Genomic DNA, 25,886 nt, shown 5'->3' with positions numbered 1-25,886 from the left:
TTTGAGCAAAAGGGTCTAATAACACGATAAAAACTAAGATTTTATCGATATAAAATAAACATATTATGAAAATCAAAGCAAATACTTAGAATTGATTCTACTTCTATGTTATCTTGTTAGAGCGTGCTTACGGAATGGGGAGGGGAGTTAAATAAACGCAACACTTTAGTATGGATAAGAAAAGGAGTATTTTATGATGAAAAAAAATAAACTATTAAACAAGATCATGACAGTTGCATTAACATTTGTCTTGCTCGTTACAAGTATTTCAATGAATCCAAATTATACAATATCTGCACAAGAGACAGAGGAATTGTTTCCATTCCGAGGCAATAAATTACAAAACCCCTATCTACGATACGGTATTACTGATAAGACTATACCCAATTGGAAAATTACGTCCACAAATAATGTATATGGTGGAGAACAACAAGGTGTAATAAACACGAAAGTGGTTGATGGTTTCAGAGATGTCGGGAAACCTAATTATTTAATCGGTGAAAAAAACAATACTGACCAAACTGTATTTAAATCAAAATCAACAAAAGAAGCAAGTGCAACAACTGCGGAAAATGTTGCATTTATGTTGTTTGGACAAACCGTCCAACTTCAAGCCGGATATGAGTATTACTTCCGAGCAGAACTTAAAAGTTCAAAAAGTACTAATAAAGGGGTATTAAACATTTATCCAAATTCTGCTACTTCAGGAGGGAATGTACTACGTTCTCAAGCTTTTGAAGTTTCAAATAAAATGCAGATTGTAAGTGTACCATTTACGGCTGAAGGTAATGGGGAAGTAACGGTCTCTTTACGTCATTTTGCGAATAAAGACAAAAATACAAACCTAGAAATTCATCGTATGGGATTCTTTTTGAAAGATGACTATTTAATTCAAGAAGATACACATGCATTGTTTAATGATAGTGAGTTTACTGAGTTGGTTGGGAAAGATACCAAAGAAATTCAAAAAAATATTGATGCAATCCGAGCTAAAATTACTGCATCAGGAAACCCTTATGCAAGTGATGTTAAAGCATATGTAAACGACTTACTTGATAAGGCTCAAGCATTATTAGATCATGCAAAAGGAATTGAAAAAGCGATTAAGGATACTTTTGAAAACTTTGATGAAAAAGTATTAAAAGGCGATGTAACTCAAAACACAATCGATGAACTGAAAAACAACATTGGTGAAGTATCAAGTCCTGGACTTAAAGAAAAACTAACTAATGATTTAAAAGAAGTTGAACGTGTTTATGAATTGCAAGAGTTAAAACCAGTTCTAAAAGAAGAACTTGAAAAGAAAGCAAATGACGCAATCAAAAAAATTGAAGACTTAAAAAATGTACCAGAGTCTGAAAAGAAAGAAAAAATTGAAGCTATTCAAAAAGAATTAGAAACTGGGAAGAAGGCTATCGATGACGCGAAGACGCGTGAAGATGCTACGGATGCAAAGGATACATCTGTTGGAAACATTGATAAAATTGTAAGCGATGTAACTCTTGTCGATCGTAAAAACGACTCAAAATCTGATCTTGATAAAAAAGCTAAAGATGCTAAGAATGAAATCGATAAGTTACCAAATTTAACGGATGATGAAAAGCAAAAAGCTAAAGATGACATTGATCAAAAAACTCAAGATGGAAAAGACGCAATTGATCAAGGAACGACACCAAAAGATGTTGAAGATGCAAAAAACACAACGGATACAGCGGTGAAAGAAATTGTTGATCAAAGTAAATTACAGGATGCAAAAAATAAAGCGAAAAAAGATTTAGAAGCAAAAGCCGATGAAACGAAAAAAGCGATTGATGCGCTTCCTGGAATTTCCCAAGAGTCGAAAGATAAAGCTAAAAACGAGATCGATAATGCACTAAATAAAGGTCTTGAAAATATTGAAAAAGGTAAATCTATTGAAGATGTTACTAAAGTAGTAACAGAAACTTCAAAAGAAATGGATGCTATTAAAGATGCACTCATTAAAGAAAACAATGATACAATCGATGCTTTAATTAATGATAAAAAGTCAAGTCTTGATGCAGAAGCAAAAAAAGCAAAAGAAACAATCGATAAACTCGAAAACTTATCGCAAGACGAAAAAGATGAAGCAAAGAAAGTAATTGATAAAACTGTTAATGATGCTTCAAAAGAACTTGATAAAGCAACAACACCATCAGATATCGACTCAATTTATAATCAAGGTAAAGATGATATTAGTAATGTTGTTGTAAAAGCAGAGCTTGATGATGCAAAGACGAAAGCTATAGCTGATTTAAATGGTAAAGCTGAAGAAGTCCGAAAACAAATTGCTGATAAACCGTCACTTTCAAATCAACAACGTAAAGAAGCAAATGACGAGATTAACAAAACTCTCGCAGATGCAATTAAGCGTATTGAAGATACTGCGGTTATAACGGAGATTCCTGAGAACTTAAAAACAGGTATCGATGAATTAGATGCAATTGAAAAAAAATACGAAACGAAAAGCACAGGCAATTTAGACAAGAAAAAAGAAGATTCTAAATCAGAGCTTGATAAAAAGGCTGAAGATGCTAAAAAAGAAATCGATAAGTTACCAAACTTAACAGATGATGAAAAGCAAAAAGCCAAAGATGATATCGATCAAAAAAATCAAGACGGAAAAGATGCAATTGATAACTCAAACGATCCTAAAGACATTGAAAAAGTTGTCGATACAACTGATAAAGGGATTAAGGACATCGTTGAAGACAATGTGCTTCTAGATACTAAAAATAAAGCTAAAGACGATCTTGATAAAAAAGCTGAAGATGCTAAGAAAAAAATCGATAAGTTACCAAACTTAACGGATGATGAAAAGCAAAAAGCTAAAGATGACATTGATCAAAAAACACAAGATGGAAAAGATGCAATTGATCAAGGAACGACACCAAAAGATGTTGAAGATGCAAAAAATACAACGGATACAGCGGTGAAAGAAATTGTTGATCAAAGTACATTACAGGATGCAAAAAATAAAGCGAAAAAAGATTTAGAAGCAAAAGCCGATGAAACGAAAAAAGCGATTGATGCACTTCCTGGTCTTTCCCAAGAAGTAAAAGACAAAGCTAAGGCTGAAATCGATAATGCATTAAATAAAGGTCTTGAAAACGTAGAACTGGGTACGTCAACTGAAGCAATTAATAAAGTTGTAACAGACACAAAAACCGAAATGGACGCTATTAAAGATGCGCTCGTTAAAGAAAATTTCGAAACGCTTGAAAAACTTAAAGATGACAAGAAAGCAAGTTTAAACGCAGAAGCTGAAAAGGCAAAAGAAAAAATCGATAAACTTGAAAACTTATCACAAAACGAAAAAGATAAAGCGAAAAAAGAAATTGATAAAACCGTTAATGACGCTTCTAAAGCTCTAGATAAAGCAACAACGCCATCAGACATCGACTCAATTTATAATCAAGGTAAAGATGATATTAGTAAAGTTGTTGTTAAAGCAGAGCTTGATGATGCAAAAATCAAGGCTATTGCAGATTTAAAAGCAAAAGCAGAAGAAGTTCGTAAACAAATTGCTGATAAACCGTCACTTTCAAATCAACAACGTAAAGAAGCAAATGACGAGATTAACAAAACTCTTGCAGATGCAATTAAGCGTATTGAAGATACTGCGGTTATAACGGAGATTCCTGAGAACTTAAAAACAGGTATTGATGAGTTAGATGCAATTGAAAAAAAATACGAAGCGAAAAACACAGGCAATTTAGATAAGAAAAAAGAAGATTCTAAATCAGAGCTTGATAAAAAAGCTGAAGATGCTAAAAAAGAAATCGATAAGTTACCAAACCTAACGGATGAAGAAAAAACCAAAGCTAAAGATGATATTGATCAAAAAAATCAAGACAGCAAAGATGCAATTGATAACTCAAACGATCCTAAAGAAATTGAGGACGTGATCGATACAACCGATAAAGGGATTAATGAGATTGTTGATGACAACAAGCTTCTCGATTCCAAGAATGAAGCTAAAGATGATCTCGATAAGAAGGCTGAAGAAGCTAAAAAAGAAATTGATTCGTTACCAAACTTAACGGATGAAGAGAAAACCAAAGCTAAAGATGATATCGATCAAAAAAATCAAGAAGGAAAAGATGCAATTGATCAATCAAAAGATTCTAAGGAAATTGAAAAAGTGATTGATACAACGGATAAAGGAATCAATGATATTGTTGATGATAATAAACTTCTCGATTCCAAGAATAAAGCTAAAGACGATCTTGATAAAAAAGCTGAAGATGCAAAGAAAGAAATCGATAAGTTACCAAACTTAACAGATGATGAAAAGCAGAAAGCAAAAGATGATATTGATCAAAAAACTCAAGATGGTAAAGACGCAATTGATCAAGGTACGACACCAAAAGATGTTGAAGATGCGAAAAATACAACAGACAAAGCAGTGAAAGACATTGTTGATCAAAGCACGTTACAAGATGCAAAAAACAAAGCTAAAAAAGATTTAGAAGCGAAAGCAGATGAAACTAAAAAAGCGATTGATGCATTACCGGGACTAACTCAAGACGAAAAAACTAAAGCTAAAGCCGAAGTAGATAAAGTCTTAAAAGAAGGTCTTGATTCAATTGACTCTAGTTCGAAAATTGATAAGATAAATAAATCTTTAAATTATTCAATTAATGAGATGGACAAAATTGTTAAGAATTTAATGAAACCACAACCGGTTCTTCCTGCAGCTGGAATTACTGCAAGCAGTATACGTTTATACGGACTACTATTGAGCCTTGTTGGTATGTTAATCTTTGTGATTCAAACAAAGAAAAATCGTTATAATAACTAAATAATTTAATATAAAATGTATTAATAGCCGAAACTCATTACTTTAACTGAGTTTCGGTTTTTTTTATGAATTTCAAACTCTTTATTAGCAACTTTCAACATTTTAAGTGTGTAAAATATCGTACAATATCACCCAAAACACTTTGACACCCATAGGTGCATTTGTTATTATTAATACATAAAGGGAGTAGAAGCCTATTCTTTAGGTCCACAGTTTCGTCAACACGACTTTAGAGTCCGGAACGTGTATAAATTCGAGACTTTATCCAAGTTTTTTTAGGCACGGATAGGGTCTTTTTATTTTACTTACTATCCAATGTATAAGGAGGAAGCCTGTGAAAGATACAAAATGGTATGCAAAGTCACTTGAAGAAGTGGCAGCAAAGACGGATATCGTCAACGGATTAACGGATGCGCAAATTGAGGCATCACGTGAGAAATATGGGATGAATAAATTGGCTGAAGCAAAGGGACGTAGTTTTATGATGCGTCTATTGGATCAGTTTAAAGACGTAACAATCATTATTTTACTTGTTGCTGCTTTAATTAGTGGTATTGTGGGGGAACATGCAGATGCGATTTTAATTTTCGCAATCGTAGCATTGAACGCACTTATTGGAATGATTCAAGAAGACAAAGCTGAGAAGTCCCTTAAAGCACTTCAAGATATGTCTACCCCAACCGCAAAAGTTATTCGCGGCGGTGAAGAACAAACAATTAATTCGAATGATGTTGTTGTTGGAGATTTGATTGTAATGGATGCAGGGGATTTAGTACCTGCCGATTTACGAATTGTCCAATCAAATTCATTAACAGTACAAGAAGCGTCATTAACGGGAGAATCTGTACCTGTTGAAAAACATGCAGATGTTGTCTGTGCTGAAGATGCGGTCTTAGGAGATCGTAAAAATATGGCATATTCATCCGGAATGGTGAGTTATGGTCGTGGGCAAGGCGTTGTCGTTGCTGTCGGTATGGACACTGAAGTAGGTAAGATTGCTACGATGCTAACCGAAACAAAATCAGATCCGACACCACTGCAACAACAATTAAATCAACTGGGTAAAATCCTAGGCGTTGGAGCGATTATTGCTTGTGGAATTATTCTCCTTGTTGGTGTATTGAATAATCATGATTTCTTACAAATGTTCTTAACAGCGGTTTCTCTAGCGGTCGCAGTTGTTCCTGAAAGTTTACCGGCTGTTGCTACAATTGTTTTAGCACTTGGTGTTCAACGTTTAGTTGAACGTCATGCAATCGTTCGTAATTTACCATCTGTTGAAACGCTTGGTTCCGCAACGGTTATCTGTTCAGATAAAACGGGTACTTTAACACAAAATGTTATGACGGTAAAAGAATATTGGACTGAAAGTGAAGTGAATGAATTATCACGTGGTTTATTACTCTGTAATGATGCACGTAAGGTCGATGGAAATTGGCTTGGAGACCCAACTGAGACAGCACTATCTGCATGGGCAGAAGCGCTTGACCTTGATGCTGTTGGCTTGATTCAAAAGCATACACGATTAAATGAGGTTCCTTTTGATTCAGGACGTAAACGTATGAGTACCATTAATGATATTGATGGGGATGCTACAGTATTTGTAAAAGGTGGCGTTGATGAAGTTCTTGCCGTTGTAACACAATACCAAGATGAAAATGGTGTTCGTGCAATTACTCAAGAAGATATTGAACGCATTCAAAAAAATAATCAAGAAATGGGTGTCAAGGCACTACGCGTTCTTGCACTTGCTAAAAAATCTGTTTCAAATACAGACTTAGAAGCAACCGAAATTGAAAGTGAACTAACATTTGTTGGATTGGTAGGGATGATCGACCCTCCACGTCCCGAAGTTACAGAAGCAATTAAAACAAGTAAAAAAGCGGGTATTCGCGTCGTAATGATCACGGGTGACCATGCTGTTACCGCATCTGCAATTGGTCGTGAAATTGGACTCCTTGAGGATGGACAACGTGTTATTTCTGGAAAAGAATTAGATGCAATGACGGATGATGAATTGTTCGAACAAGTTCAACATATTGGCGTGTATGCACGTGTTTCTCCAGAACATAAAATGCGCATTATTTCCGCTTGGAAACGTCATGGTGATATCGTGGCGATGACAGGTGATGGTGTTAACGATGCGCCTGCCCTAAAACGTGCTGACATCGGTGCAGCAATGGGTATTGTTGGAACGGAAGTTGCTAAAGGTGCAGCGGACATGGTTCTTACAGATGATAACTTTGCTACAGTAGTAACTGCAATTGGTGAAGGTCGTCGTATTAAAGATAATATTATGAAAGCAATCTCTTACTTACTATCATGTAATGTTGGAGAATTGTTACTGTTATTAATTGCGGTACTCCTTGACTGGGATGCACCCCTTCTACCAATTCACTTATTATGGATTAACCTTGTAACGGATAGTCTTCCAGCATTAGCACTTGGTGTTGATGGTGCAGAAGATGGTATTATGGAACGTCAACCAGATCGCACAGGTTCACTTATCAGTAAATCAATGCTTTGGCGTATTGGGTACCAAGGTGCTGTTGTAGGGGGCGTTGCACTCTTTGCTTACATGTACGGTGCAGGGCGTCTATGGGCTGTTGGTGATACTGAAACAGGTACGACAATGGCATTTATCGTATTAGCATTCTCACAATTAATCCATTCCTACAGTATTCATTCAAGTGAAAAATCAGTATTCACATCATTCTGGAAAAATAAATACCTCATCATGGCAACGCTCATTAATGGGCTCATGATTCTTGCGGTATTATTCATTCCAGTTCTAAACGATTTATTTAAACTTGGAACACTTGATGGACATCACTGGATGATTGTGATTGTGTTGATGTTTGTACCAATGGTTATCGTTGAAATTATGAAACTACTTAAACTTAACGGTAAACATTAATTATATTGAATAACCAAAGAGAGGAATATCCTCTCTTTTTTTTATGGAGATAAGACGAGTTTCACCTTTAAATAGAAGGGTCTATGTTATAATAGGCCTATAAAAAAGGGGATGGGTTTTTGATATGCACATAACGAAAATCTTTAATAATAACTGTGTCGCTACATTTATCGATGGAGAAGACATGGTTGTTACGGGTTCAGGAATCGGTTTCCAACACAAAATAGGAGACGAAATTGATGCTTCGCGCATCGAAAAAATGTTTAAAGTGGTAAGTGATAGCCAAGACGACTTTGAACAACTTCTTAATAAAATACCAGTGGATTATTTTGAAGCCACGCGAGCGATTGTGGAATATGCTCATTCTGTTTTGGATATATCACTGAGTGATACGATAAACGTGGCACTTACAGATCATATCTACTATGCAGTACTCAGATCAAAAGAGGATGTTGAATTGCCGGGACTTTTTACGGAAGAAATTAAAATGTATTATCCTGATGAATTTAAAGTTGGCACATGGGCTTTGAATTATATTAATAAACGCTTCGAGGTAACACTTCCTGAAGATGAAATCGGCTATCTCGTAATTCACATCGTTAATGCAAGTAATGGGAATATATCGCATCAAGCTCAAAATACCATGATGTTTCTAAAGGATGTTATGGCGATTGTTCAGAGTGAATTGGGTATCGAGATGAATAGCAGTCAACCTGCATATACACGTCTTGCAACGCACTTAAAATATCTCGCCCAACGAATTATTGGGAATCAAAGTTCCAACCATCCATTTGATGAAAGCATTGGTGAACTTAATTTATTTATTGCAGCGAAGTTAAAAAAGTATAACGACTGTGTCGCAAAGATTAACCAATACGTTCACACACGATTTGATTATGAACTCTCAATGGATGAACGCATGTATCTTGCAATACATCTTTACCAAATTATGAAGAATGAAAAAAACCGGTAGCGATGCCGGTTTTTTTATAGAGTAGGATAATACGTGTACGATTATTTGATCAAGTTTTTGAATTCATCGGCTACAAATTGTACGTTTGTACCTACGATAACTTGAAGACTGCTTCCACCAGGTCTTACGATACCTGCTGCACCAGTTCCTTTAATTGCTTTTTCGTCAATATTTTCAGTTTCAAATAATTCAAGACGAAGGCGTGTTGTACAGTAGTCAACACTCTTAACATTTTCTTTACCACCAAGGGCATTTAAAATAATTTCAGCTTGGTGTGCAAATTTGCTGTCTGATGAAGTGAGTACTGAATCATCAATTAATACTTCTTCACGTCCAGGAGTTTTAATATTAAACTTAACGATCAAGAAACGGAAGAGTACGTAGTAGATTACAAAGTATACAACACCGAATACAACAATCATATAAGGTTTGTTTGCAAGTGGTAGACGTGAGCTTAAGAATAAGTCAACAAATCCAGCACTAAATCCAAATCCTGCTGTCCATCCAAAGGATGAAACAATAAATAATGAAAGTCCTGTTAGGATTGCGTGTACTAAGTATAATGCTGGAGCTACGAACATAAATGAGAATTCAATCGGTTCTGTTACCCCAGTAAAGAATGCTGAGAATCCAGCTGCAAGCATGAGTGATCCCACAACTTTTTTATTTTCAGGTTTTGCCGATTGATACATTGCAAGACCAGCACCACAGAGTCCAAACATCATAACTGGGAAGAATCCAGCTTGATACATTCCGGTAATTCCTTTAACACCGGTACCACCCCAGAAATTTCCAATGTCATTAATACCAATCGTATCAAACCAAAATACGGAGTTTAAAGCGTGGTGTAATCCTGTAGGGATTAAGAGACGGTTGAAGAACCCAAATAAACCTGCTCCCAGAGGACCCATGGATGAGATTGCGGTACCAAAGGATACAAGTCCACCATAGACGATTGGCCAGATATAAAGTAATGCAATGGAGATTGGCATCATCACAACTGCAGTCATAATTGGTGCCAAGCGTTTACCACTAAAGAATGCGAGTGCGGTTGGGAGTTCTGTTTTGGAAAATTTGTTGTACATTAATGCACCAACTACCCCAGAAATAATACCAATAAAGGCATTATCAATTTTCCCAAATGCTGCATTCACAGCTTCAGGTGCAATTCCTTTTAAGTTTGCTACAGATCCCACAGAGAGTAATGTGGTAATCATTAAGAAACCAACGAGTCCACTTAAGGAAGCAGCCCCATCTTTATCATTTGATAATCCATAAGCAATCCCGACCGCAAAGATAATCGGAAGTTTTTCAATGATTGCTTTACCCGATCCAATTAAGAAAGCAGCAAGAACACTGTTAGCTCCCCATCCAACAGGGTCAATCCAATAACCAATACCCATTAATAAACTTGCAGCTGGTAATACCGCTACTGGAAGCATTAAGGCACGGCCTAATTTCTGTAAATGTTTCATCATATAAGTCACTTCTCCTTTTCTATATGATTTAGAAATTGTTACGTGAAGATATAAAAAGACCTACAAAAATAGCGTATCGCCATATTTGTAGGTCTTGCCTTCTTCAGTAACAATCCTATCTTACAAGCACATATTAGCACGTGGTGTAACCGCTGTCAATAAAAAGTGAAAGAAATGTGTGTCTTTATGTGATGAGCGGTAAATGAGCATATGATGAGACATTTATGGAATCGTTCGATTTGAATTGGCTGTGTGGTAATCTTAGGGTATCAACGCGTCTTTCGACAGTATCCCCACAATATCGCTTATAACTGATAATTAAGTGTCGAAAGTATCGTTCAGTGTTAGAAATTGGTGGATTTTAAGTGTTTTTGTCGAAGAATGATGAAACTAAAGACGAAATCTCATCCCCTTCGTACAATAGAGACAGTTAAAGTCACCATTGAAAAAGAAGGAGTATCTATGAATACAAAAGAACAAATTTATCAGTATCTTGTTTTCGAAACACAAATTCTACTCGATCATGACTTTTCCTTACTCACAACCACAGTGATTTCAGAATCGTTACACTTAAGCCGTTCCTTAGTATCGCAATACTTAAATGAATTGTTTCAGGAAGGGCTTTTGATTAAGGTATCGTCACGACCGGTGTATTACTTTGATAAACATGAATTTGAGAAGCGCTATCGTGTTCAAAATGTATCGCGTGAGTATTTAAGTGTTAAAGCACTCATGGATGAAATACAAAGTTCGGAAGGGTATGATTCCTTCCAAGATTTAATTGGTTTTGATGGATCGTTAAGTCACATCGTTCAACAAATTAAGTCAGCCCTGCTTTATCCAGGCCGTGGATTACCGATTGTATTGTTTGGAAAGCGCGGAAGTGGTAAGACGTATTTATCGCGTATGATTCATAAATTTTGTGTGGAACATGACTTAATTCAAACAGGACAAAGCGTCTATCATTTAAAATTTATTGATCCACAATGTGATTATGAACGCCTGCTTTTTGGGGATGAAACACAAAGTGGTTTGTTGGAACAAAAAGAAATTGGTGTGCTCTATCTTGAACATGCAGATCGAATGCGTCCAGACATCCAATACCAAGTATCCAATGTCATTAAAGATGGCTATTACACCAAAAACCACAAGGTTGTGAAGGTTCATTGTCGCTTGGTTTTTGGAACCTCTTATAATCCGGAAGATGCCTTTGATTATTCGTTACTTCAAAGTCTTCCAATTATATGTAAGATTCCGCACTTTGATCAACGTGGAACTCAGGAAAAGGAACACTTCATCCTGAAATTCTTTAAGCAAGAACAACAAAAACTCGGCTTAAAAATATTTATTTCATACAAGCTGTTAGAAGCATTGCTTCAACTCAAATTTGATGAAGACATTCATGAGTTAAAAAAATGCATCACGCGCATCTGCGCAACAGCCCTGGAATCAGCGCAACAGGGTGTCATGCATTGTCACTTATATCATTTACCAGAAGATAAATTGAACTACAGCATCTCAAATGAACAAGATATGAAGCAGCTTATTGAAATTGATACGTATGTCATTCATGAATCAACCGATAAGATCGTACATTTATTTAAAAATATCTTAAAAGCGTTTAACGGTTTCCAAAGCAATCAACTATCGTATCGTGAGATGTTAGCACAAGATTTTGAGTCGATGCGTAATTATTATGATTTGATGATTTTTGATCAATCGTATAGCCTTCAAAAAGTATATGGACTTGAGAAAATTATTGATGATGTGCTTGAAGATGTGAAACAAAAAAACAAAATCAACATTCCCAGCAATTGCAGTTTTGTCTTATCACGGGTTTTGTTGTCAACATCACATGAAAAAATAAAACTTGATCGGTGGACGTATAAACATCGTAACGATATCAATGCTTTATTAGAGTTTTTAAAAGAAGAAATGTATGACATTTTCATGATTTCAAATGAGATTTCAAAGATGATCTACCAAGCTTTAGAGTTAAAGCTTAATGATTTTAATCTAATCTTTCTCATTTTAAATATTTATTTCTATAACGACAACATTAAACACAAAGATACGGCGGCCGTAATTGTATCGCATGGATACTCGACGGCAAGCAGTATTGCGGATGCTGCCAATCAATTGTTAGAGGAACATATCTTTGATGCCTTTGATATGCCACTGGATAGTAGCAGTGAAGAAATCATTATGAAGGTGAATGACTATATCGCCTTAAATCCGTATTATAAGAATTTGATTTTACTGGTCGATATGGGATCGTTGGAATTAATTGGGGATCGCATTTTGAAAGATTTAAATGTTGGTGTCATTAATAACAGTTCAACGGCAATTGCCTTGCATATTGGTTCAATGGTTCGTCAAGAATATCCAATGGAAGAAATCTTAGCGAAAGCTTCGAAGCAAGCCGTTACCAAGTATAAAATCTTGAATCGTGCAGAGAAAACAAAAGCCATGGTCTTTGTAAGTGATGCAGGGGTATCCGTTGCAGATCGGATGGTCAACCTCTTTAAACAGTCCTTGCCTAAATCCATTGATCTTCGTTTTATTCGGTATGACTTTAAAGAATTATTAACAAATGGTTTAAAGGATCCTTTATTTGATAAGTTTGAAGTGATGTTGATGGTGAAACCACACTCATTACCGCTGGATTCGATTCGCAGTGTAAGTTTGGAGGATATTGTCAGTTTTAAAGATATTTCCATTGTGGATAAGGCCTTGGAAGATTATCTGGATGCAGATGAGATTGAAGTGTTTAACCGGAATCTGCTTAAAAACTTTTCACTTCAAAATGTAATGCAGAATCTAACGATTCTAAATGCAAACAAACTTTTGAACTTTGTCAGTGATTCCACATCTCATTTAGAACGCAAGATGCAAAAGACATTCCAGAGTAAGACGATTGTTGGTATTTATATTCATGTCTGCTTCTTAATTGAACGACTGGTAACCAAAACAGCGATTGACGACTATAAGGACGTGAAGCGCTTTGAGAAAGATCATCAAGCCTTTATTCGTGATGTGAATGATAGTTTTGGCCCTATGCTCGAACATTATAATGTCATGTTGCCGGTATCGGAGATTGCACTCCTTTATGACTATATTGAAAATGATAAAAATCGAGAGCATGGAGAGGATGATTCATTTTGAAACTATCAGCAATGAACAGTCACTATCGATATTATAGTTTAAATACATTTTTTAAAACCATTTCAAGTTTAGGTTTTGATGCATGTGAGATATGGACCAGTCCACATCATTTCTTTGTGGATTACCAACAGTATGATGATCCTTTTGCACTTAAAACCCATGCAGAACATTTTGGGTTACAGATTATCGCAATCTGTCCAGAACAGACAAATCCTAAGCCCCATAACATGGCGACAGGATCACTTGAACAACAAAATCGTGTGTATGCTTACTTCCGTAATATGATTGATATTGCACATACAGTCGCTGCGAATCTGGTGGTGGTAACAAGTGGTTGGGCATTTTATGACGAACCCCTAGAAGCAGCCTATCAACGCAGTGTCGCAATGATGCGAAGATTGTGTATTTATGCGCAAGCGAAAGGAATTCTTCTTGCCATTGAGGCATTACAGCCTTATGAATCACGCTTGGTGAATACCGTTCAAGATTTGAAAGCATATCAAGATGCCGTGGCGTGTGAAAACTTAAAAATTTGTCTGGACCTTGGGGCAATGACCCAGGCTGAAGAAACCATTGATGATTACTTTAATGTTTTTAAAGAAGATATTGTTCATGTGCATTTTGTGGATTCAGGACATTGTGCATGGGGGGATGGACATCGAAACATGCAGGAAGATCTTACAAAATTTAATCAATATAAGTATCAAGGTTATTACTCGCTGGAAACAGCCAAACAATGTTATGAAGCAAAACCAGGTGATGCGGATTTACAAAGTTTAACGAAATATAAAGAACAGGGAGGGATCTAAATGAAACACTATATTATCGCAAGTCATAAACACCTGGCCGAAGGATTCTACAGTGCCGTCAAAGCCATTGTCGGAGATGTGGATTCCGTTCATATTATTTCCGCCTACGTTGATCATCATGATCTCACACAAGAAATTATGATGTGCTTCGAGGGAATCCCTCTTGAAGATGATTTGGTGGTCATGACGGATATTTATGGCGGAAGTGTCAATACAGAGTTTATGAAGTTATTGGGGAGCCGTGATTTCCATCTCATTGCCGGCGTTAATCTAGCGCTTATTATTTCAATCATGGTTGAAATTCAAGGCCCCATAACGCGTGAAGAACTTATAGAAAAGATCGAAGAGTGTCGTATGTCATTACGATATTGTAATGACGATCTTGTTGGAATGGACGTCGAAGAAGAATTTTAGGAGGAACTTATGATTGTATTATGTCGTGTTGACCATCGTCTCTTACATGGACAAGTTGCATTCTCTTGGACCAATGCCCTTGGTGCAGACTGTATCTTGATTGCAGATGATGATGTCGTTTCCGATGATATTTGGAAGACCACATTGAAACTGGCAAAACCAGCCAATGTTAAGTTAGTCATAAAGAATGTTGAAGATGCAATAAACGCATTAAACAGTGGCGTTACAGATAAGTATCAGCTGTTAATTGTCGTACGGACCATTGACGTTGCGTATAAGCTTGCGCAAGCATGTCCACAGATTCAATCCATTAACCTTGGTGGAACGAAAAAAGAAGGTGATGATGAACAAATCAGTAAAGCCATCTTTGTCAGTGAAACCGATAAGAAATTGTTGAAGGAATTAATGGATGCTGGAAAAGAAGTAGAAATACGGATGTTATCCAGCGACTCAAAGCAGGTAGTAAAACTATAAAAGGAGGAAGAATTCATGTTACAAGCAATATTGATTGGTTTAGTAGCGGCATTGGGTGTCTTCGGGGATCAACTGGGATCACTGTATATTAATCGCCCAATTATTCTTGGACCCATTGTTGGACTTATCTTAGGAGATGTTCAACAAGGTGTTATTATTGGTGCTACTTTAGAATTATTCTTTATGGGGGCCGTGTCAATTGGTGCCTATATTCCACCGGATGTAATTGTTGGTGGGACATTGGCTACAGCGTTTGCAATCTCGATGGGATCTGGAACCGAAGCAGCGATTGCGCTTGCTATGCCACTTGCATTAATCTCACTTGCAATTGGAAATATCTTTAACGTTGTCAATTCCTTTATCCTACGCATTGCTGATAAATCGGCAGAGGCAGGTAGTGTTGGTGGTATTAAAACAGCACACTGGAGTATTGGGATGATTACAGTGGTCCGTCGTTTCTTGTTAGTTTGCCTAGGATTTTACTTCGGTGCTGAAGCAATGTCTAATGTTATTGCAGCAATACCAGAACAAATTATTGCCGGTATGGATGCAGCTGCGGGACTTCTTCCTGCGCTTGGATTTGCGATGTTAATGCGTATGATTTTAAACAAGAAACTTGTACCATTTTATTTCTTAGGATTTGTTTTATCTGCTTATCTCAATGTACCGGTATTAGGGATTGCGATTATCGGTGTCATTATTGTAATTGAAAAATTTGACTTCTTAGGGGGCTTTAGACAAGCACCGGCAGGATTAAATGTGGAGGACGATGATGATGACTTCTAACAACAGTGTAATTACCAAACAAGACATTACCAAGATGGCCTTCAATGCTGGAAGTTTAGGCATGGAGTTTTCTTGGAACTATGAACGTCAGATGCATCTTGCATTTGGCATGATGATGGATCCAACCCTTAAAAAAATTTATAAGGATGATCAAGAAGGGTATGCGGAAGCGTTACAACGTCATATTGAATTCTTTAATATTACACCCCAATTAGCACCATTTGTTGGTGGTATTGTGTGTTCGATGGAAGAAAAACATAAAGATGGAGAGGTCGATGCAACGGCGATTAGTGCGATTAAAACGGCGTTAATGGGACCCTTATCTGGAATTGGAGACTCGATCTTTGTAGGGTGTATTCGAGTTATTGCATTAGGTGTTGGTTTATCACTTGCGATGAGTGGGAATATCCTAGGACCCATCGCTTACTTTTTAATCTATAACATCCCTGCTTTCTTAGCACGTTATTTTGGGGCACATCTCGGTTACAATATTGGTTTTAATTATCTTGAGAAAATGCAACAAAGTGGTGTGATGGATAAAGTTCTTGCGGCAGCAGGTATCTTAGGGATCATGGTTATTGGTGGTATGTCGAAAGAAATGGTTTATACAGGATTGGCCTTACAAATTGGTACTGGAGAAACGGCACAACCCTTCCAAGAAATATTGGATGGTATTATGCCAGGACTTGTCGGTTTAGGAACAACATGGCTTTATTATTGGTTACTTAAGAAAAAAGTAAATCCCCTTATTCTTATTATTGGGACGATGGTAGTAGGTATTGCTGGTGTTTATTTAGGAATCTTTGGATAGGAGAAACGTATGTTAAAATTTGATAAAGAAAAGCAATTAGCGAGTTTTAAAGGGGGATTAGCCCTTCGACCTGAAATTGAAAAGGTTGCCGATGCAATTCATGATAAAGGTTATAACGGTATTTATTTTGTAGGGATTGGAGGAACTTATGCTTCTGCACTCCAAGTTGCTCATCACGTAAAAGAGATGAGTACACTGCCAATTTATGTGGAACATGCAGCGGAATACTTAGTAACCGGGAATAAGAACATTACAAAAGATTCAATTATCGTTTATTCTTCTGTAACTGGGACAACACAAGAGGTTGTGGCCGCGGTTAAGGTTTTAAAAGAAGTTGGGTGTACGATTGTCGCATTCGTCGATGAACCCAATTCAATCCTTGCGGAATTGGGTGATTACACCATCTCTTACGGTCTGAATGAACAACTTAAGTTCTTTATGTTTATGGATCGTTTAATGCAACGTAAGGGTGATTTTGATGATTATGAAGCAATGTATCAAGAATTTGATCAATACTTACCTGAAGCACTTGTTGATGTGGAAATCAAAGCCGATGCATTTGGGGAAGCTTATGCGAAACGTCATCACGATGATGCCATGCATTACTTTGTGGGTGCAGGGAATCAATGGGGTGCAACGTACTCCTATGCAATGTGTTATTGGGAAGAACAACATTGGCTTCCTACAAAATCAATTACAGCACCTGAATTCTTCCATGGTATGTTTGAGATTGTAGAACGTGACACCCCTGTAACGATCTTCGTAGGAGAAGATACATCTCGTCCATTATCAACACGTGTTGTCGATTTTATTCCGCGTATATGCGCAAACTATGAAGTCATTGATAGTAAAGATTATGAACTGAAAGGGATTAGTGAAAAATATCGTGGTCACATTTGTCATCTTGTAATGATGGCCGTTAACCGTCGTATTGATGCTCATATTGAGAAAATAAACTGTCATCCTACAGAAATTCGTCGTTATTACCGACAATTGGATTATTAAGCGAAAACCCACTTTAAACAAGTGGGTTTTCTTTCTTAAATTTTCAGTTCAAACGCATTGTTATTCGCTTATACATATGTTAGACTTATCTTCCATGGAGGTTTAGCTCAGTTGGGAGAGCATCTGCCTTACAAGCAGAGGGTCAGCGGTTCGAGCCCGTTAACCTCCACCATTTTTATTCTGGATCACCCACGACGAGGGTGGTTTTTTTATGCTTTCTCATCTGTGGATTTAGTGTGGGGAATGCGTTTAATTTCAAGGCGAATAGAAAATGAAAACAAGGAAACCATGAACAGTTTAACTAAAAATACAATGCACCTTTGTGGGCGCATTTTTGACTTACGACTCCTTTTATGGTTATAATGAAACCGCTAAGCGATTGTTTTTTAGAAAAACATGAGTAAACTCGGTAATAAATAGGGCATTATTTTTTGGGGAAATGGATGCAAATAGAATTTGGATAAGTGGGTGGGGAATGTTTATTAAGAGAAGAAATGAATTTCGGTATTATGTTTTGCTTTTTTGTGTATCACTATTTTTATTTGGCTTTATGTTCTTAAATGAATTGGATATCTATCAAATCATCGTTTCGTATTTCCAAAATAGTAACGAAAGTTTATTTAATTCTGATGTCGGGATTTTCTTCTCAGACAGCAGTGAGATCACATTTATCAAATATACTTCAATTGAACTCCATAATGCATTGAAGTATTCAAGTTTTGAAGCGAACTTAACAAGGGCTCTGTCACTTTTCCAAATCGTGGTTCCTTTACTTGCTTCATTTGCGGGATTAATAATGTATCAAAACCAAACCAGTTGTAATGTTTTAAAATCATACCGTGTAAAAAAATATCGTAACTTTATTCGCAATGAACAGTTAAGAATCGCGATAAGCGTGGCGGGTTCAATTTTTAGCGCATACGTTTTATATTACCTACTTATTCTATTTATAAGCGGAGGACGATTTGACGCATACACAATTCACACGGATTTATTTTTAGATGTACTGGGAAATAAGTTTTACTATCAACACCTCAAGTTTTATTATTTTTTACTGGGGATTGTAAAGTATTTACTCATTCCATTTGTTTTAGCCTATTTATCAACATCGGTTGCGCTCTTCTCAACTAAAAAGAGTATGGTGGTGTTTGGGCTCTTAATTTATTATTTTGGTCTCTCGGTTCTTATGTTTCCTCTGGTTTCTGTGGGAACAATTGATAAGTTTCCAATTGCCATGTTGTTTGCGCCATCCACTATTTTTTCTATTAGTGATTACAATACAGCGCCCACAATACTGCTTTTTATCACAAACTCAATGCCCCTTATTTTAGGTTATGTATTATTTAACCATAAGACGCGAGGTAAGCATCTTGAGATTAGTTAAAAAAGCAGCATTTGCAGGCTATATCATGTATATTAGCTTTATATTTTTGATCGGTAATGCAGCTTCATTCCAAAATCTTTTCAATGATATATATTTTGTTATTGGTACGATTGTCTTGTACTTTTCGATCTATATAAAAGAAGATTGTGAGATGATGACGGTACATCGATATGGCTCAAAAATAAATTTTGCTTTAAAAACAATTGGGAACGCTGTGTATCATGCTTCAGTGCTTTATTTTAGTTTAGTTCTATTTTATCTGATCCTATCAATCTATTTTTATTCGGGTTTCGATTTTTATTATTTTCTGAAAATAATGGTGCTGGTGGTAGTGTTAGGGATATCGGAAGTGCTCGTAAAACTTTTACGTCTTGGCTCAAAGTTACCCATAACAAGTTTTATGGAATTTCTGTTAATTCTTTCCTCTACAAGTTACTATATGCCAATATTGGATAATCCCATGAATCCGTTCTACATTTTTTATCTTTTAGAAGGCTTAAATTGTGGGGTGATTATTTTAAACTATCTACCCTATGTATTCTTGTTGATGTTAGTCTTCTACTTAAAAATGGAGGATTTAGAATTATGACCGTATTGATTTATTTTATCACCTTGATACTTGGAATTATAATCTCTTTACTCCAAATATTCCCAGGCCCGCATGGAGTCATAACATTGAGTGATCTTATGAATGTATTATATTTAAACTTTAATAGTTTTCCTTTGTACGGAATTGATCAAGCAAGCATTCAAAATGTCATTGTGTTTACGTTAATTACAATTACATTAATGAATACCGTTTTAAGGGAATTTAAAGACTTACAATCATTTTATGGTCTCTTACTTTATCGGAAGAATATAATCACTTCTTATACAGTTCTAGCGAAGTATCATGTTTTGAATGCAATTAAGATGATGGTCATGACCTTTTTATTTTTTGTTTTCATGACTTTAGTCTATAAAAGTACATTAACTACAATGCTTGTGACCATATTATATCTCACCCGATTAACAAGTCTAATGCTAGCGATTGGACTGTTATTTGAAGCAATCAGTATCCGGTTCAGTGAGAATTTGGTTACATCAATTTTTCCATATTTTATGATTATGATTATGATATCAATTGATTATTACAGTTCAATAAGTATTGTTTCTTTTGTTGGTGTATTAGAACTTGAATTGATGCGAATGATTTTAGCTTTCGTATTTGTTTTAATTGCCTTCGGAGGTTCCATACTTATTTTAAAAAGGAGTATTTATTATGATTCAATTTAATGGCGTTTCTAAAAAGTTTAAAGACCTACTTCTTTTTGAAGATGTCAATATTATTATAAGAGAAGGAAAAAAGACCGCAATCGTAGGTCCAAACGGTAGTGGTAAGAGTGTGTTATTGAAACTCATCGTCGGCTACTCTGCCCCAACATTAGGGAGTATTGTGATTGATGGGAAGAAATTGCAGCAGGATATCGATTTTGTACCCAATGGCGGTGTAAGTATTAATGCGCCAGAGTTTATTGGTTCATTAACAGGACTTGAAAACCTTCGTGAAATTGCACGCATTCGAAGATGTGTGAAAGAGGCGGATATTATCCTTCTCGCTAAAAAGGTTAATTTTGAAGCGGAGTTATCTAAGAAATATAAAACGTATTCCTTAGGAATGAAACAAAAAATGAGATTGATTCAAGCTTTAATGGAACGTCCTGATTACTTAATCCTTGATGAACCCTTTGATGGACTGGATCGATTAAGTAAAAAAATTGTGATAGAAATGTTGGATGAATATGTTGAAGAGACAGGATGTACCCTTGTTTTTACCAATCATGGGGAAGAAGTTTTTGAAATTGCCGATGTTGTATATGAAATTGATGATAAAAAACTAAGACTCATCAAAGGTAAATCGGAATGTTAATGAAAAGACGGGTTCTCATTTTTTCGTTACTTATAACACTCATTCTTGTTGGATGTACACATCAAGAAGAACCGACATTGTCATTAAATGAAGAAGTGTTAAAGGAAATTAGAAATTCCGCATTTATTTTTAATGATAACTATAAGGATCCGGTAATTAAATCCTATTCCGATCGTTATACTCAATATTATTTATCGCTTGGCGATCACAATAACGCCACAATTTATCAAGTAGTAATGGATAGCGAGGAAGATGAAATTCTTGAAATTGTAAAATCTGAAGAAGTGCCATTGATTGAGAAGCCAGGTTTTGGATACTATTTTGAGGCTGAATACAATGATACAAGTTATGAATCAGATTTTATCTACCTCGATTTTGATCGTCATTTTTTAAGAGTGTGTATTTTAGAGTCAAATCCGAGTGATTATCCAGCCACCGACATCCACGCTTACGGTCAAAATTTTTATCTAGAACCAACCGCTTTAGATTTTTTAGATCAATAATGCATTGTTTTAATTGATTTGAATCCTGCAATTTTTTACAGAACCTGTTGTTAAGGTTCTGTTTTTTATAGATTTACAAACTTAATAATCTATGTTATTCTTTTATTACTTTGAACATCAAAGTATATGAGGTGACAATGAAACATTTAAAAAAATTAATAATCGTTGCGGGTATATTGGTGGTACTACTTGGTTTTGCGGGTGGGTACTTCTTTAAACTTGCATTGATTCCGGGGGATAAAGATTTTATAGACTCGGATGTGAAAGCTGTATGGAAGCCCGATCAAGAATGGTTAAAATCGGTGAATAAAACGTCTCAAGAACTTGTCAGTGATTCCGGATTGAAACTTAAAGCGTGGTATGTTCCTGCGAAAACAGAAACGAAAGATACAATATTAGTTGTACACGGTTATGGCAATAACAAAGACCGTGTGGGTCATTATATCCGACTGTTCCATGAGATGGGATTTAATGTGCTCGCACCGGATGCACGATCACATGGTGAAAGTGAGGGAAACCTTATTGGATTTGGTTGGCCAGAGCGATTTGATATTGAAGCTTGGGTCCAAAAAATCATAAATCAAAATGGTGAAGATTCTCGAATCGCATTATTTGGTCTTAGTATGGGAGCATCAACGGTAATGATGGCAAGTGGTCTTGATCTGCCAGACAATGTCATGGCTGTTATTGAAGATTGCGGTTATACCAGTGTTGCAGATCAACTGTCTTATAAACTCAAAGATATGTATAATCTACCCGCCTTTCCAATGATTCCAATTACAAGTATGATTACGCAAGTCAAAGCAGGCTTTAATTTCTATGAAGCATCTGCAGTTGAGTCTTTAAAACGAAGCACGTTGCCTACGTTATTCATTCATGGGGATGCAGATGACTTTGTACCTTATGAGATGTTGGATACCTTATACCAAGCACATCCTGGTCCCAAAGAAAAGATCGTAATAAAAGGGGCAAATCATGCAGAGAGTTATGAAAAAGATCCTGTATATTACAAAAAATCCATTGAGTCATTTCTAACTCGTTATTTAAGTCAAACACCAAATAATTCTTAACCTTAAAGAATGAAATACGCTCTTTTTAAAATATCAATTCTATGGTATTATATCCATGCATTGATATGCGTCCGTGGCGCAAGGGATAGCGCGTTTGATTCCGGTTCAAAAGGTTGCAGGTTCGATTCCTGTCGGGCGTGCCAATTTATAATTAATTAAGAGTCTCAAGATATTATCTTGAGACTTTTTTCTTTCGTTAAAATCATTAGGTTCTTCAGCTTTAGAGGGATTAATCTACACATAACTATAATATGAATAGGTGTGCGTTTATGGTACATTTAAGGAAAGGGGGGCCTTCTTATCAAAAAAATAAATATGGTTTTTACGATATTGTTAGCAATCTTAATTACTACAAGCAGCTTTCAAGTATTCAATTATGAGTACCAGGTAGGACTCAGGATTTTAGGTACGGACCAAAGTCTAAGAGAAAATTTAAAACCTTACTATATTAATATTACTCCGAGTGAAGCGAATCGTTCGATTAATGATTTGATAGAAGACGTTAGAACTTTTAGTGAAAGATACAAATATGATGTTGCGATTACAACTTCTGAGGGGGATTATACTAACCAAGAAAATGGAGACTTTTATTTTATAAGTGGTAATGAATCGAAACTCTTAAGCCACATTACTGTGAAAGAGGGGAGATTATAGGAAAGTTTTTTTATTAATGATGATTGGGTTATATCTAATAATCAACTCAAAAAGCCGAGTTATTTAATTGATTATCTTGATCATCGTTTCTATGATTTTGATTCAACTTATAAAGATTCCATTTCAATCTATCCCTTGTCCAAAATAGAAGAATACTATCCATCAAGTGGTATTCAAACTTTAGTTACAATTTTTGTTGACGAATATTCAACACAGATACAAGAGATAATTTTTGATTATTTTCAAGTTTATAATTATATGAATGGACCTTCCGGATTTTTTGTATCTGAGTTAGGACAAATGAATAATATAAGTGTGGATAGAGAATTACAGCCGGCAACGGTTGTTGCTGTTATCGGTGTTCTTATGTTAATGGTACTTACAGTACTTAAAAATGGTAAGGAAATCGGGATACGTTATTTGCAAGGACAGTCAACAATACAAATTATAAAAAAATTATTTTTAAAAGACATTATAGTTCTATCAATTCTATTCGCTCTTACGATTTTTTGTACAGCTTTTGTCATCTCGGATTCTTATGGAACGTTACTATTTAAGTTTTTAGTAAAACTGATTCCATTTGTTCTTATTTATGTTTTTAGTATCTTAGGATGTTTGTTCATTACATATTTTTGGGTTGTTAAACGAACGTCTAATGAAATTTTAAAATCGAGTATGTCAATTGTACCGATCTATGTACTAACACTTATTTTTGAAAGGTCTCTCCATAGTTATTCTTCTTATTCCTATTTTTACTCGAATTCAAAGCATTGAATACAAACAGGGGCATATAAATTCATTGACAGAAAATCCAATGGTTTTAAATTCTAAACGAATTGCTTATGCATCAAAATCTCCTGTGGATAAAGATTATAAGGACTATGAGAAAGCTTTGTTTGAGCTTGTAAGTCAAAATGATATTGCATACGCAAACCATGATGCATATGATTTCTACCTCACCGTGCTAAAACATGATCAGTACAAGAATATTGAATTATCAATGGATGAATATGTACCACCATCTGTTCACATTAATAATGCTTATTTAGATTATGTCAGTATCACTGACGAAACAAATCGAATGTTAAATCCTAAAATGTTATCAAAAGATAAAAATTATATCTTGGTTTCTAAGGAACGAGCTAATACGTATTATACTTACTTAGAGCCATATATGAGTAACTATGAAATTCTTTATATTCAACCAAATTCAACTTATGTATCCGCCAATAGAACGATAGCCATTCCAGCAGGGACCATAGATGATCCTATTTACTTTGTAGACAATGTTTACTCAAGAGGGATTGATAACTTTACTGTGAGCTTGTTATACAACGGAGAAACCAATAGCCTTACAAATATCTTGGAACGTATGGATCAAGATTATGATGCGAGCTATAAAGTTGTGAAATCGCGAGATGTCTATGAATTAAGTATTTTTGAAATAAAAAATGATTATTTAGTTTGTTTACAATTGATTGGATTATATTTTTTAATACATCTAATAATAAACTATACTTCAATTAAAATCTATGTTGATGGCTATAGCAAAAAAATTGCCATTAGATATCTCAATGGGACGAATTATTACAATCGCTATGCAATGCTCATTAACGGTTCAGTCTTTTCAACAATTGCTGCCTTTACATATCTTCTCTACCAGGCTTCAGGAGACAAAGCAATTGCTGCGGTATTATTAGGAATCTTAATCGCGACCTTAATGTTGGAATGGATCACCATTAAGGTGAGCATAAGAAAATATGAATCGACGGAAGTGTCTACAATTTTAAAAGGAGATGACTAAATGGAATCAATTATAAAGTTAGAAGGGATTTCTAAACAGTTTAACGATATACCAATCTTAACTGAAATTAATCTAGAAATGCCATCTCATGAAGTTATTGTAATCTCAGGCCCATCAGGAAGTGGTAAAAGTACATTATTAAATATTATTGGACTCCTGGATACGCCAGACGAAGGCACAGTGACCTTGTTTGGAAAAGCAAATCCTAAACCGTTTTCTAAAGAAGCAACGGCATTATTACGCACAAAAATCGGTTATCTTTTTCAAAATTTTGCGCTCGTCGAGAACAAATCCGTCGAGTATAATTTAATGTTAGCTTTAGAGAACGTTAAGCTAAAGAACAAAAAAGAAAAGGTGAGTGAGGTCCTAAAAAAAGTAGGTCTCGATGGATTTAAAGATAAAATTGTTTATCAATGTTCCGGGGGAGAACAACAGCGTATCGCACTTGCACGAATCCTTTTAAAACCTTGTGAACTTGTCTTGTGTGACGAGCCGACAGGGAGTTTAGATGAGCGAAACAGAGATAAAATCATAGAATTATTGATGATGTTGAAGGATGAAGGGAAGACAGTGGTGATTGTTACTCATGATTCCTATCTTATGACACTGGCAGATACACACTTAGTCTTAGAAAGTAATGATGGTGAACCAGGTTTTTCAATCAATAAAAAATCCGGGACGATATCATTTTGAAGTGGCATGGAATCTAATAAGACCTTCAATTTAAAGTGATTAATAATAGTGTTCGTGAAAAAATCTCGAGATTTGAACTTGAGATTTTTTTTTGTGGATATAAATCAAGAGTGAATCGGGTGGATGAATACGCTGTTTTTGACTTCGTGTTAAAAATGTTTAGATAGCGTTTACATTTTATGTGTGAATGCTATTATAGAGTTAGAAAGAACGTA

General features: G+C 35.6%; 19 protein-coding genes and 2 tRNA genes. 20 read left to right on the top strand and 1 reads right to left on the bottom strand.

Annotation, left to right across the window (positions count from 1 at the left end):
- Nucleotides 1-193: 193 nt before the first annotated feature.
- From EPJ89_RS01825 to EPJ89_RS01815, 3 genes are all read left to right on the top strand, one after another.
- Nucleotides 194-4,822, top strand: a complete 4,629-nt coding sequence (locus EPJ89_RS01825; protein ID WP_244660784.1) for a DUF1542 domain-containing protein — start codon at nucleotides 194-196, stop codon at nucleotides 4,820-4,822.
- Between the two features lie 334 nt (nucleotides 4,823-5,156).
- Nucleotides 5,157-7,739, top strand: coding sequence for a calcium-translocating P-type ATPase, PMCA-type (locus tag EPJ89_RS01820; protein WP_200548864.1), 2,583 nt, complete (start codon nucleotides 5,157-5,159; stop codon nucleotides 7,737-7,739).
- 124 nt (nucleotides 7,740-7,863) lie between these two features.
- On the top strand, nucleotides 7,864-8,712 hold the full coding sequence (locus EPJ89_RS01815; protein ID WP_123171099.1) for a PRD domain-containing protein: 849 nt from the start codon (nucleotides 7,864-7,866) through the stop codon (nucleotides 8,710-8,712).
- 41 nt (nucleotides 8,713-8,753) lie between these two features.
- On the opposite strand, the gene nagE is transcribed toward EPJ89_RS01815, so the two are convergent.
- Nucleotides 8,754-10,190 carry an N-acetylglucosamine-specific PTS transporter subunit IIBC gene (gene nagE / locus EPJ89_RS01810; protein ID WP_200548863.1) on the bottom strand — a complete coding sequence of 479 codons (1,437 nt, stop codon included), beginning with the start codon at nucleotides 10,188-10,190 and terminating at the stop codon, nucleotides 8,754-8,756.
- 462 nt (nucleotides 10,191-10,652) lie between these two features.
- On the opposite strand from nagE, the gene EPJ89_RS01805 reads away from it, so the two are divergent.
- The 17 genes from EPJ89_RS01805 to EPJ89_RS01725 all read left to right on the top strand — a co-directional run bounded on the left by EPJ89_RS01805 (nucleotide 10,653) and on the right by EPJ89_RS01725 (nucleotide 25,671).
- Entirely contained in the window at nucleotides 10,653-13,355 is a 2,703-nt protein-coding gene (locus tag EPJ89_RS01805; RefSeq protein ID WP_200548862.1) for a sigma 54-interacting transcriptional regulator, read from the top strand.
- Nucleotides 13,352-14,164, top strand: a complete 813-nt coding sequence (locus EPJ89_RS01800; protein WP_200548861.1) for a sugar phosphate isomerase/epimerase family protein — start codon at nucleotides 13,352-13,354, stop codon at nucleotides 14,162-14,164. Before EPJ89_RS01805 ends, EPJ89_RS01800 begins: the two co-directional genes overlap by 4 nt.
- A complete protein-coding gene (locus EPJ89_RS01795; protein ID WP_161637443.1) occupies nucleotides 14,165-14,578 on the top strand; it encodes a PTS sugar transporter subunit IIA in 414 nt (137 codons plus the stop codon).
- Nucleotides 14,579-14,587: 9 nt separating this feature from the next.
- Nucleotides 14,588-15,052: a PTS sugar transporter subunit IIB gene (locus EPJ89_RS01790; RefSeq protein WP_003774783.1), complete on the top strand. Its 465-nt coding sequence runs from the start codon at nucleotides 14,588-14,590 to the stop codon at nucleotides 15,050-15,052.
- A 15-nt stretch (nucleotides 15,053-15,067) separates the two neighbouring features.
- Complete coding sequence (locus tag EPJ89_RS01785; protein ID WP_123171105.1) at nucleotides 15,068-15,838, top strand: PTS mannose/fructose/sorbose/N-acetylgalactosamine transporter subunit IIC; 771 nt, start codon at nucleotides 15,068-15,070, stop codon at nucleotides 15,836-15,838.
- Nucleotides 15,825-16,649, top strand: a complete 825-nt coding sequence (locus tag EPJ89_RS01780; protein WP_422653441.1) for a PTS system mannose/fructose/sorbose family transporter subunit IID — start codon at nucleotides 15,825-15,827, stop codon at nucleotides 16,647-16,649. The genes EPJ89_RS01785 and EPJ89_RS01780 overlap by 14 nt, the downstream gene beginning before the upstream one ends.
- Before the next feature lie 9 nt (nucleotides 16,650-16,658).
- Nucleotides 16,659-17,654: an SIS domain-containing protein gene (locus EPJ89_RS01775; RefSeq protein WP_123171107.1), complete on the top strand. Its 996-nt coding sequence runs from the start codon at nucleotides 16,659-16,661 to the stop codon at nucleotides 17,652-17,654.
- Nucleotides 17,655-17,750: 96 nt separating this feature from the next.
- Nucleotides 17,751-17,826, top strand: a tRNA-Val gene (locus tag EPJ89_RS01770).
- Between the two features lie 303 nt (nucleotides 17,827-18,129).
- Nucleotides 18,130-19,038 (top strand): hypothetical protein, encoded by a 909-nt coding sequence (locus tag EPJ89_RS01765; protein ID WP_244660783.1) that lies wholly within the window; start codon nucleotides 18,130-18,132, stop codon nucleotides 19,036-19,038.
- A complete protein-coding gene (locus EPJ89_RS01760) occupies nucleotides 19,025-19,627 on the top strand; it encodes a hypothetical protein (protein ID WP_200548859.1) in 603 nt (200 codons plus the stop codon). The genes EPJ89_RS01765 and EPJ89_RS01760 overlap by 14 nt, the downstream gene beginning before the upstream one ends.
- A 98-nt stretch (nucleotides 19,628-19,725) precedes the next feature.
- Nucleotides 19,726-20,313, top strand: coding sequence for a hypothetical protein (locus EPJ89_RS01755; protein ID WP_244660782.1), 588 nt, complete (start codon nucleotides 19,726-19,728; stop codon nucleotides 20,311-20,313).
- Nucleotides 20,300-20,947: an ATP-binding cassette domain-containing protein gene (locus tag EPJ89_RS01750; protein WP_200548857.1), complete on the top strand. Its 648-nt coding sequence runs from the start codon at nucleotides 20,300-20,302 to the stop codon at nucleotides 20,945-20,947. Before EPJ89_RS01755 ends, EPJ89_RS01750 begins: the two co-directional genes overlap by 14 nt.
- The gene (locus tag EPJ89_RS01745) at nucleotides 20,947-21,450 is read left to right on the top strand and encodes a hypothetical protein (protein ID WP_244660781.1); all 504 of its coding nucleotides are present in this window, start codon (nucleotides 20,947-20,949) and stop codon (nucleotides 21,448-21,450) included. Before EPJ89_RS01750 ends, EPJ89_RS01745 begins: the two co-directional genes overlap by 1 nt.
- A 137-nt stretch (nucleotides 21,451-21,587) precedes the next feature.
- Entirely contained in the window at nucleotides 21,588-22,520 is a 933-nt protein-coding gene (locus EPJ89_RS01740) for an alpha/beta hydrolase (RefSeq protein ID WP_200548856.1), read from the top strand.
- Between the two features lie 67 nt (nucleotides 22,521-22,587).
- Nucleotides 22,588-22,663, top strand: a tRNA-Arg gene (locus tag EPJ89_RS01735).
- Between the two features lie 1,310 nt (nucleotides 22,664-23,973).
- Nucleotides 23,974-24,978: a hypothetical protein gene (locus tag EPJ89_RS08745; RefSeq protein ID WP_244660780.1), complete on the top strand. Its 1,005-nt coding sequence runs from the start codon at nucleotides 23,974-23,976 to the stop codon at nucleotides 24,976-24,978.
- Nucleotides 24,979-25,671: an ATP-binding cassette domain-containing protein gene (locus EPJ89_RS01725; protein ID WP_125164087.1), complete on the top strand. Its 693-nt coding sequence runs from the start codon at nucleotides 24,979-24,981 to the stop codon at nucleotides 25,669-25,671.
- Nucleotides 25,672-25,886: the final 215 nt, after the last annotated feature.

The sequence above is a fragment of the Erysipelothrix sp. strain 2 (EsS2-6-Brazil) genome (assembly GCF_016617625.1).
GTDB classification, from domain to species: domain Bacteria; phylum Bacillota_I; class Bacilli_A; order Erysipelotrichales; family Erysipelotrichaceae; genus Erysipelothrix; species Erysipelothrix piscisicarius.
The sequence above is the reverse complement of the archived record's forward strand: the minus strand, read 5'-3'. Positions and strand labels throughout refer to the sequence as shown.

Coding starts and splice junctions, on each gene's coding strand:
- EPJ89_RS01780 (WP_422653441.1), top strand. CDS start 15,825: ATGATGACTTCTAACAACAGTGTAATTACCAAACAAGACATTACCAAG.
- EPJ89_RS01795 (WP_161637443.1), top strand. CDS start 14,165: ATGAAACACTATATTATCGCAAGTCATAAACACCTGGCCGAAGGATTC.
- EPJ89_RS01755 (WP_244660782.1), top strand. CDS start 19,726: ATGAATGTATTATATTTAAACTTTAATAGTTTTCCTTTGTACGGAATT.
- EPJ89_RS01725 (WP_125164087.1), top strand. CDS start 24,979: ATGGAATCAATTATAAAGTTAGAAGGGATTTCTAAACAGTTTAACGAT.
- EPJ89_RS01785 (WP_123171105.1), top strand. CDS start 15,068: ATGTTACAAGCAATATTGATTGGTTTAGTAGCGGCATTGGGTGTCTTC.
- EPJ89_RS01775 (WP_123171107.1), top strand. CDS start 16,659: ATGTTAAAATTTGATAAAGAAAAGCAATTAGCGAGTTTTAAAGGGGGA.
- EPJ89_RS01790 (WP_003774783.1), top strand. CDS start 14,588: ATGATTGTATTATGTCGTGTTGACCATCGTCTCTTACATGGACAAGTT.
- EPJ89_RS01805 (WP_200548862.1), top strand. CDS start 10,653: ATGAATACAAAAGAACAAATTTATCAGTATCTTGTTTTCGAAACACAA.
- EPJ89_RS01765 (WP_244660783.1), top strand. CDS start 18,130: ATGTTTATTAAGAGAAGAAATGAATTTCGGTATTATGTTTTGCTTTTT.
- EPJ89_RS01825 (WP_244660784.1), top strand. CDS start 194: ATGATGAAAAAAAATAAACTATTAAACAAGATCATGACAGTTGCATTA.
- EPJ89_RS01815 (WP_123171099.1), top strand. CDS start 7,864: ATGCACATAACGAAAATCTTTAATAATAACTGTGTCGCTACATTTATC.
- EPJ89_RS01750 (WP_200548857.1), top strand. CDS start 20,300: ATGATTCAATTTAATGGCGTTTCTAAAAAGTTTAAAGACCTACTTCTT.
- nagE (WP_200548863.1), bottom strand. CDS start 10,190: ATGATGAAACATTTACAGAAATTAGGCCGTGCCTTAATGCTTCCAGTA.
- EPJ89_RS01745 (WP_244660781.1), top strand. CDS start 20,947: ATGAAAAGACGGGTTCTCATTTTTTCGTTACTTATAACACTCATTCTT.
- EPJ89_RS01740 (WP_200548856.1), top strand. CDS start 21,588: ATGAAACATTTAAAAAAATTAATAATCGTTGCGGGTATATTGGTGGTA.